The organism is Bradyrhizobium sp. USDA 372, from assembly GCF_053629095.1.
This window is the reverse complement of sequence record NZ_JBRJHR010000001.1, coordinates 6305866-6323006: the sequence shown is the minus strand read 5'-3', so window position 1 is coordinate 6323006 and position 17141 is coordinate 6305866. Positions and strand designations below refer to the sequence as shown.

The window sequence follows — 17141 nt, the reverse complement described above, 5'->3', positions numbered from 1 at the left end:
AACGGACGGCTTCCGCCGCAAAGGTGGGATTCGGGAACGGCGCCTTCCAAGCAGTTTACGCCTTTGCCTGCAAGGCGGCCACCAGCCCCGGCACAAACTTGTTGACCCAGAACATCTTCTTGCTGCCCTTGACAACCACGACGTCGCCTGCCTTCAGCAGATTTGCGACCTCGGCCGGTTTCAGCGTGGCGGGATCGTCATGCCAGCCGAGGCCCTTGCCCGCTGGCAATGCGTCGAACAGGTGGCGCATCAGCGGCCCGACGCAAAAGACGCCGTCGATGCCGTCGAGATGCCTGGCGAGGCCGGTGTGATACCTCGGTGCGTCCTCGCCGAGCTCGAGCATGTCGCCGAGAATCGCGATGCGGCGGCCACCGCTCATGTTGCGCGCCTGCAGGCTTTGCAGCGCCGCCGCCACGCTGGCCGGATTGCCGTTGAAGCTGTCGTCGATCACCGTGATGTCACTGACCGCCTGCTCGACGCCGCGGCCGGTCATGATGCCGACGCGGTCGAGCTTGACCGCGAGCGTCGCGACGTCGAGATGCGCGGCATGAACCGAGGCGAGCGCAGCCAGCGCGTTGTGCACCCGGTGCGGCGCGCCAGGGGTGAGGCTGAAGGCGATCTCCTTCTTGCCGATCGCGGCCACGACCTGCCAGCTCTCGCCGTGCGGCGCGTGCGCGACCTCGTGCACCTCGGCATGCTCGCCGCCGAAGCGCACGACCTTGCCCTTCCACTCGGAAGCCTTGATTCCGGCGGGCAGCACCAGCACGCCGTCCTCGGGCAGGCCGAGCGCGATCGACACCTTCTCGCGCCTGATGGCCTCGAGCGAGCCGAGCTTTTCCAGATGCACCGGCTGGACGTTGACGACGAGCGCGACGGTCGGCTGCGTGAGCTCGCTGAGCCGGGCGATCTCGCCTTGCTGGTTCATGCCCATCTCGACGACCCAGAGGCTGGCGTCCCGCCTGGCATTGCACAGCGTCAGCGGCACGCCCCAGAAATTGTTGAAGCTCGACGGGCTGGCATAGGCGTTCGGATAGGCGGCGAGAAATTCCTTGGTGCTGGTCTTGCCGGCGCTGCCGGTGAGCCCGATCACCGGGCCATTGAAGCGCGCGCGTGCGGCGCGGGCGAGGCCCCAGAGGCCGTCGATCAGCGTGTCCTTGACGACGATCTGGGGAATGCGGATGCCCGCGATCTCGTGCGGCCCGATGATCGCGACCGCGCCTGAAGCTTCCGCCTTGTCGGCGAATTCCCAGCCGTCGCGCGCGCTGGCGAAAGCCGAGACGAAGCCGCCACTCGGCGTGCCGCTCAGCGCGACGAACAGGCTGCCCGGCTTCACCAGGCGGCTGTCCTGGGTGACGAAATCGATTCCCGTCTCCGGGAACGATCCGGCCACGCCCAGCGCACGCGCGACCTCGGCAACCGTCCATATTGGCCCGCTCATGCAACCCTCGACGCTAGTGCGGCGGCGACCGCCTCGTGATCACTGAAGGGCAGCGTCTGGCCGCCGACGATCTGCCCGGTCTCGTGGCCCTTGCCGGCGATGAGCAGCGCATCGCCCTCCTGCAAGTCATCGATCGCGGCGCGGATCGCCTCGGCCCGGTCGCCGATCTCGCGGGCGCCCTTCGCGGTGGCGAGGATGGCGGCGCGGATGGCTTCCGGCTTCTCGCTGCGCGGATTGTCATCGGTGATGATGACGGCATCGGCATTCTCCGCCGCGATCTCGCCCATGATCGGACGCTTGCCGGCATCGCGGTCGCCACCGGCGCCGAACACGACGACCAGCCTGCGCTTGGCATACGGCCGCAGCGCCTGCAGCGCCTTCGCCAGCGCGTCGGGCTTGTGCGCGTAGTCGACGAAGATCGGCGCGCCGTTGCGCGCGCCGACGCGCTCGAGCCGGCCCTTGGCGCCTTCGAGATGTTCGAGGCTCGCAAACACGTTTTCAGCATCGCTGCCGGTGCCGATGGCAAGCCCGGCCGACACCAGCGCATTCTCGATCTGGAATTCGCCGACCAGCGGCAGCCGGATCGCGTAAGCCCTGCCGCGATGCTCGACCGTGAGCTTTTGCGAGAAACCGTCGACCACGGCCTCCGTGAGGCGGATGCCCTCGCCCGCGCCATCGCCGTTGCGGCCGACCGCCATGACGCGCAGGCCGCGCGATGTCGCCGCCTCGATCGCTTCCGCCGAGCAATCATGATCGGCCGAGATCACCGCGGCGCCATCAGGCGGCACCAGCTCGCGGAACAAGCGGAGCTTGGCCGCGAGATAATGCGCAACGGTCGGATGGTAATCCATGTGGTCGCGCGAGAGATTGGTGAAGCCGCCGGCCGAGATGCGCACGCCATCGAGTCGATATTGATCGAGCCCGTGCGAGGACGCCTCGAAGGCAAGATGCGTGACGCCCTCGCGCGCGATCTGATCTAACTGCCGGTGCAGCGCGATCGGATCCGGCGTGGTCAGCGAACCGTAGACGGTGCGCTTTTGCGAGACGAGACCGATGGTGCCGATGCTGGCGGAGGCGTGCCCGAGCCGCTCCCAGATCTGGCGCGTGAACGCGGCGACCGAGGTCTTGCCGCTGGTTCCGGTCACCGCGGCAATCGTCGCAGGCTGCGCCGGGAAAAATCTTGCCGCGGCCAGTGCCAGCGCGCGGCGCGGATTGGCGACCACGATGAACGGCACCTTGCAAGCGGCCGGTGCGTGGTCACCGACGACGGCCACCGCGCCGGCGGCGACCGCAGCATCGACGAAGCGGGCGCCGTCGGTCTTGCTGCCTGCCAGCGCGAAGAAGAGATCGCCCGGCTTCACCGCGCGGCTGTCGAGCGCAACGCCGCTCACCTCGAGCGCCGCGGCAGCGGGCTCGATCGCGGCATCATTGCCCGGAACATCCTGACCCAAGAGGTCGCGCAGCTTCATGGTCTTCCAGTCGATATGCCCAGCCGGAAAGCCGATTCCAAAGGACAATCCCGACTCAGCACCGGCGATGGCCCACCCGGTTGATTACTGGGTTGTCCTGGATGCTGCAAGAATAAGGCGCTCGGACGGCGGCAGGTCGAACCGCGGTTCGACGCCGAGAAGCGGCGCGATCCGCTCGATCACCTTGCCCCCAGTGGGCACCGCGTTCCAGCCCGAGGTGATGAAGCCCTTCGTTTCAGGTATCGCCTGAGGCTCGTCCAGCATGATCAGGACGTGATATTTGGGATCGTCGCAGGGCAGGATGGCCGTGAAGGAGTTGAGGACGCGCTTCTTGGCGTAGCGGCCATTGATGACCTTCTCGGACGTGCCGGTCTTGCCGCCGACGTAATAGCCTTTGACGTCGGCGGTCTTGGCGGTGCCGATCTCAGCATTGAGCCGCATCAGGAACCGCATTTTGTCGCTGGTCTCCGGCTTGATGACGCGCTTGGCCATCGCCATGGCTTCGGACTCGCTGCGTTTCATGAATGTCGGCGGAACCAGATAGCCGCCGTTCACGAGCGCGTTGATTCCCATCACCGCTTGCAGCGGCGCTACGGACAGGCCCTGGCCGAACGCAGCGGTGACCGTGTTCAGCTCGCTCCAGCGCCGCGGCAGGAGCGGCGCCGCGCTCTCCGGCAATTCGGTGCGCAGCCGCGTCATCTGGCCCATCTTGGCGAGGAAGGCCTTGTGCGCCTCCACGCCCTGGCCGAGCGCGATCCGCGCCGCGCCGATGTTGGAGGAGTAGGTGAACACTTCCTTGGTGTTGATGAAACGCCCGAGCGGATGACTGTCGTGGATCGTGAACTTGCCGTAGTGCAGGTTTCCGCGCGCGTCCCACATCGAGTTCAGATTGATCTTGCCGGAATCGAGCGCCATCGCCAGCGTGAACGCCTTGAAGGTCGAGCCCATCTCGTAGACGCCGGTGGTCAGGCGGTTGATCCGATCGGGGTCGTGCGCTTCCTTCGGATTGTTGGGGTCGAAGTCCGGCAGCGAGACCATCGCCACGATCTCGCCGGTCTTGACGTTGGAGACGATGCCGGAGGCGGCCTTGGCGTGGAACTTGTCCTTGGCCTTCACGAGCTCGTCGCGCAGCGCATGCTCGACGCGCAGATCGACCGCGAGCTCGATCGGCTTCTGCAACCGGTCGGTGGCAAAGCCGGCGCGGTGGAGATCGGCGAGGCCCTGATTGTCGAGCCACTTCTCGAGGCCGGCGATACCCTGGTTGTCGATATTGACGAGACCGATGAGGTGGGCGACCTCGTTGCCGGTCGGATAGACCCGCTTGTTCTCGCGCAGGAAGCCGATGCCGGGAATGCCGAGCTTGTGGACGGCCTGCTGCTGCGCCGCCGTGACCTCGCGCTTGAGCCAGACGAAGCCCTTGCGCGTCTTCAGGCGCTCGCGCACCTCGGCCTCGTCGAGGTCGGGAATGGTCGCGGTCAAGAGCTCGATCGCCTCGTCCTTGTCGATGATGCGGCGCGGTTCGCCGAACAGGCTCGCCGCCTTGACGTCGGTGGCAAGGATGGCGCCGTTGCGGTCGACGATGTCGGGCCGCGCGGTCGCAACCACCTCCTGCGCTGCGGCACGGCGCGCGCTGTGGGCGTCGGCGCCGATCGCGAACATCACGAGCCGCCCGCCGATCAGGGCGTAGACCGAAGCGAAGGCAAGCATCGCAAGGCCGACGCGCGCGCGCGCCTTCGCGGCGCGATCGACGTTGCGCCCGTAGAGCAGGCTTCGGATCAGCCGCCGCCGCCAAGGTTCAACTGACCGCTGGGTCGACTTTTCGGTTGGTCTTGCAGGCGTTGCCGGGCTCATTGCTTGTCCTCGCGCTGAGGCACGGAACCCGTGACCGTGTCGGGATCGCTCGCGGCTTCGATGGTCTTGAGCATGGCCCCGATCGGATCGGGCTCGCCCGGCCTGAACATCCGCGGCGGACGCTCCGGCAGGTTCTTCAGCGAATCATATTGCGTGCCGTTGACCGGCTTGAGGTGCAGATGCCGGTCGGACAGCCCTTGCAGGCGGTGAGGCGCATCGAGCTTGGCCCACTCGGCCCGCAGCCCCGCGATCGCATCGCGCTGCTCGCGGATCTCCGCACGCAGCCGCAGCACCTTCTCGGTGCGCGCCGTGGAGTCCATCTTGATGCGGTAGACATGGGCGGCTGCGAAGATCAGCGCGCCGATGACGAGGAGGTGGATGATGCGCATGCGCTAGCCGCCCCTCATCACGTCGGCGAGCTTGGGCCAGGACGATGCCTCATCGATCTCATGCGCCGGCGCCGAGGTGCGCTCGGCGGCGCGCAGCTTTGCCGAGCGCGCGCGCTGATTGTGCGCCACTTCGTCCTCGCCGGCGACGAGCGGCCGCCGCGTCAGCAGCTGGAAACTCGGCGCAATCTGCGCGACTTCCGGCAGATGCCGCGAGCCGCCGCCGGTCTTGGAACGCCCGGAGAGGAAATTCTTGACGATGCGGTCTTCCAGCGAATGGAACGAGACGACGACGAGGCGGCCGCCGGGCCTCAGCACGCGCTCGGCGGCAGCGAGCGCCGTCTGGAGTTCCTCGAGCTCTTCGTTGACGAAGATGCGCAGCGCCTGGAACGTCCGCGTCGCCGGGTGAATGTCGCCGGGCTTCGATCGCACCACCCTGCCGACGAGATCGGCGAGCGCGCGCGTGGTCGTGAACGGAGTGTCCTGCCGGTCCGCCACGATGGCGCGGGCGATGCGGCGCGAATGCCGCTCCTCGCCGAAGAGATAGATGATGTCGGCGAGATCGCCTTCGGAGGCGCGGGCGACGACGTCGGCCGCGGTCGGGCCTGCCTGCCCCATCCGCATGTCGAGCGGACCGTCGAGGCGGAAGGAGAAGCCGCGGCCGGCCTGGTCGAGCTGCATCGAGGACACGCCGACATCCATCACGACGCCGTCGACGCCGTCGACGCCTTGCGCGGCGCAGACCTCGGCGAGGTTGGAGAAGCGGTCCTCGACCAGCGTCAGCCGGCCCGCGGAGCGTTCGACCAGTTCGGCACCCCCGGCAATCGCGGTGCGGTCGCGATCGATGGCAATGAGTCGGGTTCCCGGCACTTCCAGGATCGCGCGGCTATAGCCGCCGGCACCAAAAGTGGCGTCGACATAGACGCCGCCCTCGCGCGGGGCGAGATGGGCGATGGCCTCACGGCCAAGAACGGGAATGTGCGGAGCCGAGCTCATGCGCAACGCCTGCCGACCGCCCGGCCCGATATCCAAGCGAGATCGGGGCCGAACAAGCCCATAACGCCTCGAATCATTGCGCGTCGCGGCGGTTCCACGACAAAGCCCCTGTCCAGCATGGTTACCGAGCCCGGCCGTCCCGGGCCACAAACCCGGTGTTCCCAGTGGAATTTGTCGGGCAGCCATGGGATTTCGAGCCAAAATACGCTTTGGCCGCCTCCGGACGCGGGTCGGCTCTTCATCCCTCAGTAACGGCCCTTAGCGTTAAGAAAGCGTTGCTCGGTTCATGACAAGTGGAAAAGGTAACGAGGGCAGTGATGCTGCATCCACACACATCGCCAAAATGAATCCGTTAACCGCGCCGCGCGATTGCGCGCGATGGAGGGTAAAGGAATAGTAAAGAGAAGGGCTTGCCCCACTCTCCGTCCGTCCGAGCTGCTCATGCCCTCCGGTTCGTCCACGCCGTCTGGATCTGATTCGAAGCGTCACCGCGTTCTCCCGGTTCCCAAGACCGTGGCGGGCCTGCGGACGTTCGAGCCCGATTCCTCGATCGTCTCGGACATCATCCCCTCGCCGAACCATGGCGAGCGCAACAAGGGACGGCAGCCGGACATGATCCTGCTGCACTACACCGGCATGCCCGATGTCGAGGGCGCGCTGGCACGCCTCTGCACGGCCGGCACCGAAGTGTCGGCGCATTATGTCGTGCTGGAGGACGGGCGCATCGTGCAATGCGTGCCCGAGGCCAAGCGGGCCTGGCACGCCGGCGTCTCCTCCTGGGCCGGCGAGGACGACATCAACTCCTGCTCGATCGGCATCGAGATCATCAATCGCGGCCATGACTGGGGCTATCCGGAGTTTCCGCTGCGCCAGATCGCCGCCGTGATCGCGCTGTGCCGCGGCATCATGCTGCGGCGGAAGGTGCCGGCGCACCGGGTGCTCGGCCATTCCGACGTCGCGCCCGCCCGCAAGAAGGATCCCGGCGAGAAATTTCCGTGGCACTCGCTGGCCAATTCCGGCGTCGGCCATTGGGTGACGCCGGCACCGATCGTCCGCGGCGACAGCCTGATGCTCGGCACCATCAGCGACGCGGTGCTGAGCATGCAGCAGGCGCTCGCAAGGTACGGCTATGGCGTGCCCCTGAACGGCAAGTACGACGCTGCCACGATGGAAGTCGTCACCGCCTTCCAACGCCATTTCCGCCCGGCGCGGCTGGACGGCGTCGCCGATCACTCGACGCTGTCGACCTTGCAGGCGCTGCTGGCGAGCCTGCCGGCGGAAGCAACGCCGGTCGCGTCGAAGTGACGGCGTAGCCGCACACGCCGTCATTGCGAGAAGCTCTTGCGACGAAGCAACCCAGACTGTCTCCGCGGTGATAGCCTGGATTGCTTCGCTGCGCTCGCAATGACGGCATGTGAGGCCCCTATTCCATCTCCCTCATCCGTCGCGCATAGAGCCTCCGCAACGGCTCGAGCTGCGTCGCTTCCGTCGCCGCACGATAGGCCTCGCGTGCCTCCTTCGTCCTGCCGAGCCGCCGCAACAAATCCGCGCGCACGGCGGGCAGCAGCTCATAGCCGCGAAGCCCGCCGCGCGCGGCGATCGCATCGACGAGATCGAGCGCACGCGCCGGCCCATCGACCATCGACAGCGCCGCGGCGTGGTTGAGTTCGATCACCGGTGACGGATTGATGCGCAGCAGCACCTCGTACAAACCTGCGATCTGCGGCCAGTCGGTGGCTTCGAAGCTCGGCGCACGCGCATGCAGCGCTGCGATCGCGGCTTGCACCGCATAGGGCTGCGGCCGGCCCGGCACGCGCAACGCATCCTCCACCAGACGTAGGCCCTCCTCGATCTGCGCGCGGTCCCACAGTGCGCGGTCCTGCTCTTCGAGCAGGACGATGTCGCCGGCCGGCGTCTGTCGCCCGGCGCGGCGCGCGTCGTGCAGCAGCATCAGGGCCAGCAGGCCCTTGATGCCGGCGCGATCGGGCATCAGCCGATTCAGCAGCCGGCCAAGCCGGATGGCCTCGGTCGCCAGATCAGGCCGCATCAGGTCCGCGCCCTCGGTCGCGACATAGCCTTCGGTGAAGACGAGATAGATCACGGCGAGCACGCCATCGAGCCGCGGCGCCAGCGCCTCGCGCTCCGGCACCTCATAGGGGATGCCGGCAAGCCTGATCTTCTGCTTGGCGCGGACGAGCCGCTGCGCCATCGCCTCCTCGCCGACGAGGAAGGCGCGTGCCACCTGCGCCGTCGACAGCCCGCAGACGGTGCGCAGCGTCAGTGCGACCTGCACCTCGGGCGCGAAGGCGGGATGGCAGCAGGTGAAGATCAGCCGCAGCATGTCGTCGTCCAGCATCGCCGGCGGCTCGTCGGGGCCCAGCGCATTCAGCTCGAGCTCGTGCACCAGCGCCTGCTGCTTGCCGCGGAAGACGGCCTGGCGGCGGATGCGGTCGATCACCTTGTGCTTGGCGACATTGACGAGCCAGGCGCGCGGATTGTCGGGGACCTCACACGCCCAGCGTTCCAGCGCGACCGCAAACGCATCCTGGAGCGCGTCCTCGGCGAGATCGAAATCGCCGACGAGACGGATCAGCGTGGCCAGCGTCCGCCCCGCCTCGTCGCGGAAGATTTTGTCAATCTCGCCAGGGGTCATGTCACGCGATCACTCCCCTCTCGTCATTCCGGGGCGCGGCAAAGCCGCGAGCCCGGAATCCATAACCACGATTCGGGGACATGGATTCCGGGCCTGCGCCTTGCGGCGCATCCCGGAATGACGAAGGTGAGAGCCGTCACTTCTCGTACACCCAGATCGGCCGCACCTCGATCGAGCCGATGCGTGCGCTGGGAATCCGCGCCGCGATCTCGATGGCGGCGTTGAGATCCTTGGCTTCGATCAGGTAGTAGCCGCCGAGCTGCTCGCGCGTTTCCGCGAACGGACCATCGGTCGTCAGCGTCTTGCCCTCGCGCACACGCACGGTCGTTGCGGTCGTGGTCGGCTGCAGGCGGTCGCCGGCCTTGAAATTGCCGCTCTGGATGATGGCTTGCGTGAAGGTCTGGTATTCGGCCAGCATCTTCTGGCTGGTCGCCGCGTCGTTCTTCGCGTACTCGACCTCGTTCTGGTAGATCATCAGCAGGTATTGCATCGCTTCACTCCTGTTGTTCGGCTGTGTTGCCGGCATCCAGTCGAACGGGTTGCGCGCCAAACGACATCTTCACGATAAATTATTTCTGGCCGAGCGTGCCTCGCGATATCGGCTTGACGAAACCGTCACAAATGCCCATGCCTAAGCCGTCAGTCGGCCGGACGGCCGCTCCGGCAGGTGCCGAAAGGCCGCCGGGGAGGAAAGTCCGGGCTCCCTTGACATGCGGTGCCGGATAACGTCCGGCGGGGGTGACCCCAGGGAAAGTGCCACAGAGAACGAACCGCTCCCTCCTCGGAGGAAGTAAGGGTGAAAAGGTGCGGTAAGAGCGCACCGCGGTTCCGGCAACGGAGCCGGCAGGGCAAACCCCACCGGGAGCAAAACCGAATAGGGACGGCTTAAGCGGGCTGTTCGCGAAAGCGATAACACCGCGGGGCGATGTCAGGCCCGCCGTCCGGGTAGGTTGCTCGAGGCCGTGTGCAAACATGGTCCCAGAGGAATGGCCGTCACGTATCGTTCGCGCAAGTGGACGGTGCCCTACAGAACCCGGCTTACAGGCCGGCTGATGCTCTAAAGCGTTTTCGAGCGAAGTGGGTTTCCGGTTCGCGTGAAGAAAACGCGTCTTGCTAAGGAAGCAACGAGGGGTTCGATGCTAGCGCATCGGACCCCTCACCAATTTGGGCTGCTGTCATTCCGGGGCGTGCGCAGCACGAACCCGGAATCCATTCATCCACCGACTCCGCTGCCTGATGGATTCCGGGCTCTCGCTGCGCGAGCCCCGGAATGACGGCTGTGAGCTACGCGACGATCTCGTTCAACACCTTCATCAACGCCTCCGGCGCCGTCACATTCGGCGCGTGACTGGCGTCGAGCTCGACATAGCGCCAGCCCTCCTCGCTCTTCGTGCGCTGGGCGAACTGCCTGAACACATCTCCGGGCGGAAGGCGCGTGCAATAGATGTAGCTGCGCGGCATCGCCGGCTCGCCGTGCTCGAGCCTCAAGCGCGTCTCGAAGCACTTGATCGGCATCGGAACGCGGCGCGCATTGAGCCAGTCGAGATCGGCTTGCGCGGTGTCCGGCGGCGGCGGGTTCGGCGGGATGCGATAGCCGTCGCCCGAGCGGACTGCCTTGCGCATCGGCTCGCGCCCGCCCTCGTTGAGGTCGAACAGCGACTGGCCGTCACGCGGCACGAACGCATCGAGATAGATCAGCTGCGTCACGCGCTCGCGCGCGCGGTCGGCGACGCCGGTCGCGACCATGCCGCCGTAGCTGTGGCCGAGCAGCACGATGTCGTTGAGATCCTCGAAAGCGATGACGTTGAGGATATCCTGGATATGCGTGTCGAGATCGACCGAAGGATTCGCCAGATGCGCGCGCTCGCCGAGCCCGGTGTAGGTCGGCGCCACCAGGCGGTGGCCGGCCTGCGCCATCAGCGGGTGCATCTTCTTCCAGGCCCATCCGCCGGACCATGCGCCATGACAGAGCAGGAAGGTCTTCGCGCGTGCGGCCATCGGCGTTTCCATCGTTCTTGTTTGATACGACGGAGTGTAGCGGCCGGCCGCGCGATGTAAACGCTGCTTACGCGGCGCGCGTGTCCTTCACCAGCACCGGCGCAAGCTCGCCGGCTTCGCGCCGCAGCTTGCCCGCCTCGAAACCGTGCATGCCGAGCTGCCATTGCAGGCCGACGATGGCGCCCTTGGTGGGTTGCAGCAGCGCGAGCGAGGCGAACAGCGTCACCGGCAGCCATACCGCGAGCTGCAGCCATTCCGGCGGCGCGTAGGCGGTCTCGACCGCGAGGATCGCCGGCACCACGAGATGACCGACCACGACCATCACGAGATAGGCGGGAAAGTCGTCGGCGCGCTGGTGGAACAGCTCCTCGCCGCAATGGTCGCAAGCCTCCGCCACCTTCAGGAAGCGGCCGAACATGTGCCCTTCCCCGCAATGCGGACATTTGCCGCTGAAACCGCGCCACATCGCCTTGGCCAGAGAGACCGTCGCCAGAGAGACAGACATGCCCACACCTCTTCCTTTTCGACGATCCATACAATAATATCTTGCATCCATACATTCAAAGGTTATGGGCCCAAATTGCATGGAATGGATCCCTACAATCTCGGAGCTTTCGGGCCCGCGCTATCAGCGGATCGTCGAGGCCATGGAGGCCGACATTGCCGCCGGCAGGCTGGTGCGCGGTCAACAGCTGCCGACGCAGCGCGCGCTGGCAAAAGCACTCGGCATCGACCTCACGACGGTGACGCGCGCCTACACCGAGGCGCGGCGCCGCGGCATCATGGAAGCTCGCGTCGGACAGGGCTCGTTCGTGTCGGAGACCAGCGCGCGGCGCGCGGTCGACCTGCCGCACCCGGTCGCGATCGACCTGTCGATGAATGTGCCGCCGCACCCGCTGGAGGCGCAGCTCGACGAGCGCATCATCGCCGGGCTGGAAGCCCTCCGCGCGCAATCGGGCCTGACGGCGTATCTCAACTACCAGCCGCCCGGCGGCAGCGCGCATGAGCGCGAGGTCGCGGCGCGCTGGATGCGCGCCCGCGTCGCGCATGCGCAGGCCGATAGGCTGGTGATCTTTCCCGGCGCACAGACGATCCTCTTCAACCTGCTCGCCCATGTTGCGCGACCCGGCGAAACCGTGCTGACCGAAGCCCTCACCTTCCCCGGCATCAAGGCCGCCGCTGCCCGGCTCGGCGTCAAGCTCGTCGGTGTCCCCATGGATGAGGACGGCATCCTGCCGGATGCGCTGGCAAAGGCGTGCCGCGTGCACAAGCCGAAAGCCGTCTATCTCATTCCGACGCTGCACAATCCGACCACGGCGACGCTTTCCGCCGAGAGGCGCGGCGCGATCGCGAAGATCATCCGCGATGCCGGCACCATCCTGATCGAGGACGACGCCTACGGGCTGCTCGACCGCGCGGCCTCGCCGATCGCGAACCTCATTCCGGAGCGAACATATCTTGCGACCACGCTGTCAAAATGCATCGCGCCGGCGCTGCGCGTTGCCTATCTGGTGACGCCCGACAGTGGCGCGCAGCGGGACATGCGCAGCTCCCTGCAGGCGACCGTGCAGATGCCGGCGCCCCTGATGGTCGCGCTGGTGACGCATTGGATCGAAAACGGCATTGCCGATCGCATCATCGGCGCCATCCGAAGCGAGGCGGTCGGGCGCCAGCAGCTCGCGCAACGCGCGCTGAAAGGTTTTCAGTTCCTGGCCAGGCCCGCGGCGCATCATCTCTGGCTGCGACTGCCGGAAGAGCGACCCGATCTCGCCGCACATCTTCTGCGGAACGGGCTTGCGGTCGTCGCCGGCGATGCCTTCACCGTCGACGGGGCACCGCCGCAGGCGGCACGCGTCTCGCTGGGCGCGGCCCGAAACAGATCGGAATTGACGGAGGCGCTGCGCATCCTGGTCGGCGCGCTGCAGAAGCCTGCCGACACCAGGCAGATCGTCTAGATCATCGACGATGACGGCGATGGAGCGCCGCAGATCACGCTTGCATGCGGCACGGATTGACCTGCATGCCGGCAGGCATGTTATGCGAGCCGTGGCGATCAGCTCGGGATCGCCCCTGGCGACAAGGACAGTCTGTTGGAAACGCTCACCTACGTCCTGCTGCTGCTCGGCGCGCTGGCCGGCGGCTTCGTCTCGGGACTGGCCGGTTTCGGCACGGCGCTGATGGCGCTCGGCATCTGGCTCTATGTGCTGCCGCCCTCGCTCGCGGTCCCCTTGGTGCTGATCTGCTCGGTGATCGCGCAGACCTCGACGCTGCCCTCGATGTGGAAGAGCTTCAACCTCTCGCTGGTCTGGCCGTTCCTGATCGGCGGCCTGCTCGGCGTCCCGCTCGGCACCATGATGGTGGCCTCGGCCGATCCAAAAGTGTTCAAGCTGAGCGTCGGTGTGCTGATCCTGATTTTCTCTACGGCGCTCTATCTGAACAAGAGGTCGCTCGCGATCAAATCCGGCGGCCGGATTGCCGACGGCGCGGTCGGCTTTGCCGGCGGCATTCTTGGTGGCCTCGCTGGGCTCTCGGGACCGCTGCCGATCCTGTGGGCCAATATCCGCGGCTGGAACAAGCACGAGCGGCGCGGCATCTTCCAGCTCTTTAACTTCACGGTGCTCGCCACCGCACTGCTGCTGCAGACCGCATCGGGTCTCGTCGAGCTCAAAGTGGTCTGGCTCGCGCTGGTCGCCTTTCCGGGCACCTTGATCGGCGCATGGGCGGGCGCGCGCGTCTATCACGCGCTGAACGACAAGCATTTCGGCGATGTCGTGCTCGGCCTCTTGTTTCTGTCGGGCCTCACTCTCGTCTGGAACAGCCTTGGCGCGCATTAGCCCCACGGCGCCGCAAGCTGGCGGGAGCCGTGGGAGGGATGTCACTTTCGCTACGCGGGAGCACGGGCCGGAGGCGCGACCGGCTCGGCTTCCACTGCCTTCGCGGCCTCGTCCTGCGACGCGAAGCGCTTGCCGAACTCGCGGCGCATGAGCCACAGGCTCATTGCGGCCTGCAGCGTCGTCGCCGCGATCGAGAGATACCAGACATGCTCGATGCGGAAGCCCGGCCGCGTCGACAGCCAGAGCACCGGCAGCGAATAGGTGAACACGCGCGTCACCGAGCTGACCAGCACAGGCCTGGTGTTGCCGAGGCCCTGGAACATGCTGGAGCAGGTGAAGATGAGGCCCTGCGCCACCATGTTGAGCGAGATGATCCGCAGGAACAGGAAGGCGATCGCCATCGTCTCCCGGTCGTTGGAAAACCCGGCCAGCAGCAGCTCCGGCTTCAGCTGCGCGAGGATCATGAAGCCGACCGCTACGACGGTGGTGATCAGCGCCGTCTTGACGAAGGTTTCCCGCACCCGCGCGCCGTTGCCGGCACCGACGTTCTGGCCGGCGATGGGCGCGGCCGCCAGCGCAACCGCGAGCGCCGGCATCTGAATCAGGCCGAGCACGCGCTGCCCGATGCCGAAGCCCGCCTGCGCCGCCGCGCCGAAGTCGCGCAGCACGTAATAGACCACCGCCATGAAGATGAACATCATCGCGAACTCGCCGCCGGCCGGCAGGCCGACATTCAGGATGCGCATCAGGTGCCGCGGCTGCGGACGCCACTGCGCCGCGTTGAAGGCGACGTAGCGCTCGACCTTGCGGAAATAGGCCAGCAGCATCAGCACGCCGACGGCGACTGCGATCGAGCTCGCCAGCCCCGCGCCGGCGACACCGAGTGCGCAGCCCGTGCCCCAGCCCGAGATCAGCACCGGCGCCAATGCGATATTGATCGCGACCGCGAGCGCGCGCACGACCATCGCGGGACGCACGATCCCGGTCGCGCGCAGCGCCGAAGCCAGCACCTGCATGGCGAATTCCAGCGCGAGCGCCGGCATGAACCACAACAGGTAGGTGGTCCCCGCCTCGACCGTGGCCTGGTCGGCCGCGACCGAACGCATGTAAGGGCGCGACAGCGCTGCGCCGATCACGAGGGTCAAGAGGCCGGCCAGCACCGACAGCACGACCGCCTGGTTGAAGATCAGGTTCGCATCCGCCCGGTCCTTGCGTCCCACGGCATGCGCGATCAGCGCCACCGTGCCGACGCCGAGCACCTGCATCAAGGCATTGACGAGAAAGCCGGCATTGCCGGCCGCGGCGACGCCGGCAACCGCCGCATCGCCGAGGCTAGATACGAAATACAGATCGACCAGCTGGCAGATCATGATCGAGATCATGCCGACCATGATCGGCGGCGCCATGGCCAGGATGTGTCTCACGATAGAGCCGTGTGTCAGGTCTTTCATGTCGTTCCATCCCCACGCGACGTGGCCGGCATTCGTCCACCGGCCACGCGCGTCATTCCGCTGCTGCGATCTCTCCGAGCTCCACCACCTGGCGCTCGAACAGGCTGCGATAGATGCCGCCGGGCTTGGCCGCGAGCAGAGCGTGCGTGCCCTGCTCGACGATCTCGCCGCGGTCGAACACCAGGATGCGATCGAGGCTCTTCACCGTCGACAGCCGGTGCGCGATCACGATGGAGGTGCGTCCCTTCATCAGCCGCTCCATCGCCTCCTGGATCAGCGCCTCCGATTCCGAATCGAGACTCGAGGTCGCCTCGTCCAGGATCAGCACCGGAGCATCCGCCAGGAAGGCGCGCGCCAGCGCCACGCGCTGCCGCTCGCCGCCCGACAATTTCACGCCCCGCTCACCGACCAGGGTGCCGTAACCCTTCGGCAGGCGCAGGATGAAGTCGTGCGCATTGGCAAGCCGCGCCGCCTGCTCGATCGCCTCGAGGCTGGCGCCGGGCCGGCCATAGGCGATGTTCTCGGCGAGCGTACGGTGAAACAGGATCGGCTCCTGCTGCACGATCGCGATCTGGCTGCGCAGCGATTGCTGCGTGGCCAGCGCGATGCCCTGCCCGTCGATCAGCACGCGGCCGCCGGTGACGTCATAGAGCCGCTGCACCAGCTTGACGAAGGTGGTCTTGCCGGAGCCGGAGCGGCCGACGAGGCCGACCCGCTCGCCGGCGCGGATCGTCAGCGACAGCCCGTCATAGAGCGGCGCACGATGGCCGCCATAGTGGAACGTGACGTCGTCGAACACGATCTCGCCGCCTTCGATCGCGATCGGCTGCGCATTGGCCGCATCGGCGATGCCGATCGGCTCGTCGTGGATCGCCACCAGCTCCTCCATGTCGTTGACCGAGCGCTGGAGGTTGTTGATGTGCATGCCGACGTCGCGCAAATAGGCGTGGATCACGTAGTAGCTCGTCAGCACATAGGTGACATCGCCGGGCGAGGCGTAGCCGGAGACCCACAGCAAAACGGAGCCGCCGATCACCGAGGCGCGCAAGCCCAGCAGCAGCGTCAGCTGCGCCATGGCGGTGTAGTTGTAGCGAAACCAGGTCCGCCGCACGCGCACGCCCCAGCGGTTGATGACGCGGGTGAGCCGCGCGTCCTCGCGCAGTTCCGCGCCGAAGGATTTCACCACGGCGTTGCAGGTCAGCGCATCCGCCAGCGTGCCGCCCACCTTGGTGTCCCAGGCATTGGAGACGCGCGCGGCCGGCGCGACGTAGCGGGTCGAGAACAGCACCGTCATGGTGACATAGACCAGCGCGCCGAGCGCGATCACCGCGCCGAGCGAGGCCCAGTGCAGGCCGAGCAGGATCATCGAGCCGATCAGAACGACGAACGAGGGCAATAGCGCGAGCAGCAGCGTGTCGTTGAGCAGGTCGAGCGCCCACATGCCGCGGGTGATCTTCCGAACCGTGGAGCCGGCGAAGGAGTTCGCGTGCCAGTCGGTCGAGAAGCGCTGCACGCGCGTGAACGCCTCCTGCGCGACCTCGGACATGATCTGCAGCGTGAACGGCACGATCGCCTGCAATCCCGCGAGCCGCAGCACCATCGAGGCCGCGCCCAGCGCCACGATGGCGCCGAACGCGACCAGCGCCGCGTGCCGCGCATCGGGGTCGGACGGACCGCGGGTCAGCGCATCGATCAGGTGTCCGGAGAAGACCGGCATGAACAAATCGGCGGCGGTTGCGCCGAGCAGGCCGCCGGCCACGACGAGGCCGCGCCCCGGCTGCTTCAGCCAATGTTTGAACACGAAGGGAAGCACGACGCGAATCGCCGCAGGCTTCTTGGACAGAGCGGTCATGGCATCATCCGGCCGCTTCGCGCGGGCCGGCTCCATCGATGGACGCAAGTCGGCCCGAAGGCCGCAACGGCGTCACGTAAGACTGATTTTGACTTGGGAAACGAAGCGATCGGGACGCTCGGCCAAAACCTTGGCCCAATCGAAGCTGGCGGAAGAGGCCTCTAACAGGCCGCGTACATACCGAACCAGAACGTCATCGAGGTGATCATCGAG

The 17141-nt window shown here is 66.7% G+C and carries 14 protein-coding genes and 1 other RNA gene; 4 read left to right on the top strand and 11 right to left on the bottom strand.

Going from position 1 to position 17141, the window contains the following annotated elements:
- Nucleotides 1-55: 55 nt before the first annotated feature.
- The 5 genes from AB7M16_RS29555 to rsmH all read right to left on the bottom strand — a co-directional run bounded on the left by AB7M16_RS29555 (nucleotide 56) and on the right by rsmH (nucleotide 6140).
- Nucleotides 56-1438, bottom strand: coding sequence for a UDP-N-acetylmuramoyl-tripeptide--D-alanyl-D-alanine ligase (locus AB7M16_RS29555; protein WP_453945975.1), 1383 nt, complete (start codon nucleotides 1436-1438; stop codon nucleotides 56-58).
- Complete coding sequence (locus AB7M16_RS29550) at nucleotides 1435-2907, bottom strand: UDP-N-acetylmuramoyl-L-alanyl-D-glutamate--2,6-diaminopimelate ligase (protein ID WP_453947282.1); 1473 nt, start codon at nucleotides 2905-2907, stop codon at nucleotides 1435-1437. The genes AB7M16_RS29555 and AB7M16_RS29550 overlap by 4 nt, the downstream gene beginning before the upstream one ends.
- An 84-nt stretch (nucleotides 2908-2991) precedes the next feature.
- Nucleotides 2992-4758 carry a peptidoglycan D,D-transpeptidase FtsI family protein gene (locus AB7M16_RS29545; protein WP_453945973.1) on the bottom strand — a complete coding sequence of 589 codons (1767 nt, stop codon included), beginning with the start codon at nucleotides 4756-4758 and terminating at the stop codon, nucleotides 2992-2994.
- Nucleotides 4755-5147 carry a cell division protein FtsL gene (ftsL, locus tag AB7M16_RS29540; RefSeq protein WP_212254604.1) on the bottom strand — a complete coding sequence of 131 codons (393 nt, stop codon included), beginning with the start codon at nucleotides 5145-5147 and terminating at the stop codon, nucleotides 4755-4757. The genes AB7M16_RS29545 and ftsL overlap by 4 nt, the downstream gene beginning before the upstream one ends.
- Nucleotides 5148-5150: 3 nt before the next feature.
- Nucleotides 5151-6140, bottom strand: coding sequence for a 16S rRNA (cytosine(1402)-N(4))-methyltransferase RsmH (rsmH, locus tag AB7M16_RS29535; RefSeq protein WP_453945970.1), 990 nt, complete (start codon nucleotides 6138-6140; stop codon nucleotides 5151-5153).
- Nucleotides 6141-6581: 441 nt separating this feature from the next.
- On the opposite strand from rsmH, the gene AB7M16_RS29530 reads away from it, so the two are divergent.
- Nucleotides 6582-7445 (top strand): N-acetylmuramoyl-L-alanine amidase, encoded by an 864-nt coding sequence (locus tag AB7M16_RS29530; protein WP_172787237.1) that lies wholly within the window; start codon nucleotides 6582-6584, stop codon nucleotides 7443-7445.
- Between the two features lie 118 nt (nucleotides 7446-7563).
- On the opposite strand, the gene AB7M16_RS29525 is transcribed toward AB7M16_RS29530, so the two are convergent.
- Nucleotides 7564-8793, bottom strand: coding sequence for an RNA polymerase sigma factor (locus tag AB7M16_RS29525; RefSeq protein ID WP_453945968.1), 1230 nt, complete (start codon nucleotides 8791-8793; stop codon nucleotides 7564-7566).
- A gap of 136 nt (nucleotides 8794-8929) precedes the next feature.
- Nucleotides 8930-9283 carry a YciI family protein gene (locus tag AB7M16_RS29520; RefSeq protein ID WP_172787235.1) on the bottom strand — a complete coding sequence of 118 codons (354 nt, stop codon included), beginning with the start codon at nucleotides 9281-9283 and terminating at the stop codon, nucleotides 8930-8932.
- 149 nt (nucleotides 9284-9432) lie between these two features.
- On the opposite strand from AB7M16_RS29520, the gene rnpB reads away from it, so the two are divergent.
- An RNA gene (rnpB, locus tag AB7M16_RS29515) (RNase P RNA component class A) lies at nucleotides 9433-9850 on the top strand.
- 227 nt (nucleotides 9851-10077) lie between these two features.
- Here rnpB and AB7M16_RS29510 read toward each other — a convergent pair.
- Entirely contained in the window at nucleotides 10078-10791 is a 714-nt protein-coding gene (locus AB7M16_RS29510) for an alpha/beta fold hydrolase (protein WP_453945967.1), read from the bottom strand.
- Nucleotides 10792-10858: 67 nt separating this feature from the next.
- On the bottom strand, nucleotides 10859-11296 hold the full coding sequence (locus tag AB7M16_RS29505) for a DUF983 domain-containing protein (RefSeq protein ID WP_373569521.1): 438 nt from the start codon (nucleotides 11294-11296) through the stop codon (nucleotides 10859-10861).
- A gap of 79 nt (nucleotides 11297-11375) precedes the next feature.
- Between AB7M16_RS29505 and AB7M16_RS29500 the strand changes: the two genes are divergently transcribed.
- Together AB7M16_RS29500 and AB7M16_RS29495 are read left to right on the top strand one after the other, a co-directional pair.
- The gene (locus AB7M16_RS29500) at nucleotides 11376-12746 is read left to right on the top strand and encodes an aminotransferase-like domain-containing protein (protein WP_453945964.1); all 1371 of its coding nucleotides are present in this window, start codon (nucleotides 11376-11378) and stop codon (nucleotides 12744-12746) included.
- 135 nt (nucleotides 12747-12881) lie between these two features.
- Nucleotides 12882-13625, top strand: coding sequence for a TSUP family transporter (locus AB7M16_RS29495; protein ID WP_439364029.1), 744 nt, complete (start codon nucleotides 12882-12884; stop codon nucleotides 13623-13625).
- 50 nt (nucleotides 13626-13675) lie between these two features.
- On the opposite strand, the gene AB7M16_RS29490 is transcribed toward AB7M16_RS29495, so the two are convergent.
- Nucleotides 13676-15076 (bottom strand): MATE family efflux transporter, encoded by a 1401-nt coding sequence (locus tag AB7M16_RS29490; RefSeq protein WP_453945962.1) that lies wholly within the window; start codon nucleotides 15074-15076, stop codon nucleotides 13676-13678.
- Nucleotides 15077-15128: 52 nt separating this feature from the next.
- Nucleotides 15129-16928 carry an ABC transporter ATP-binding protein gene (locus AB7M16_RS29485; protein ID WP_453945960.1) on the bottom strand — a complete coding sequence of 600 codons (1800 nt, stop codon included), beginning with the start codon at nucleotides 16926-16928 and terminating at the stop codon, nucleotides 15129-15131.
- Between the last annotated feature and the right edge of the window lie 213 nt (nucleotides 16929-17141).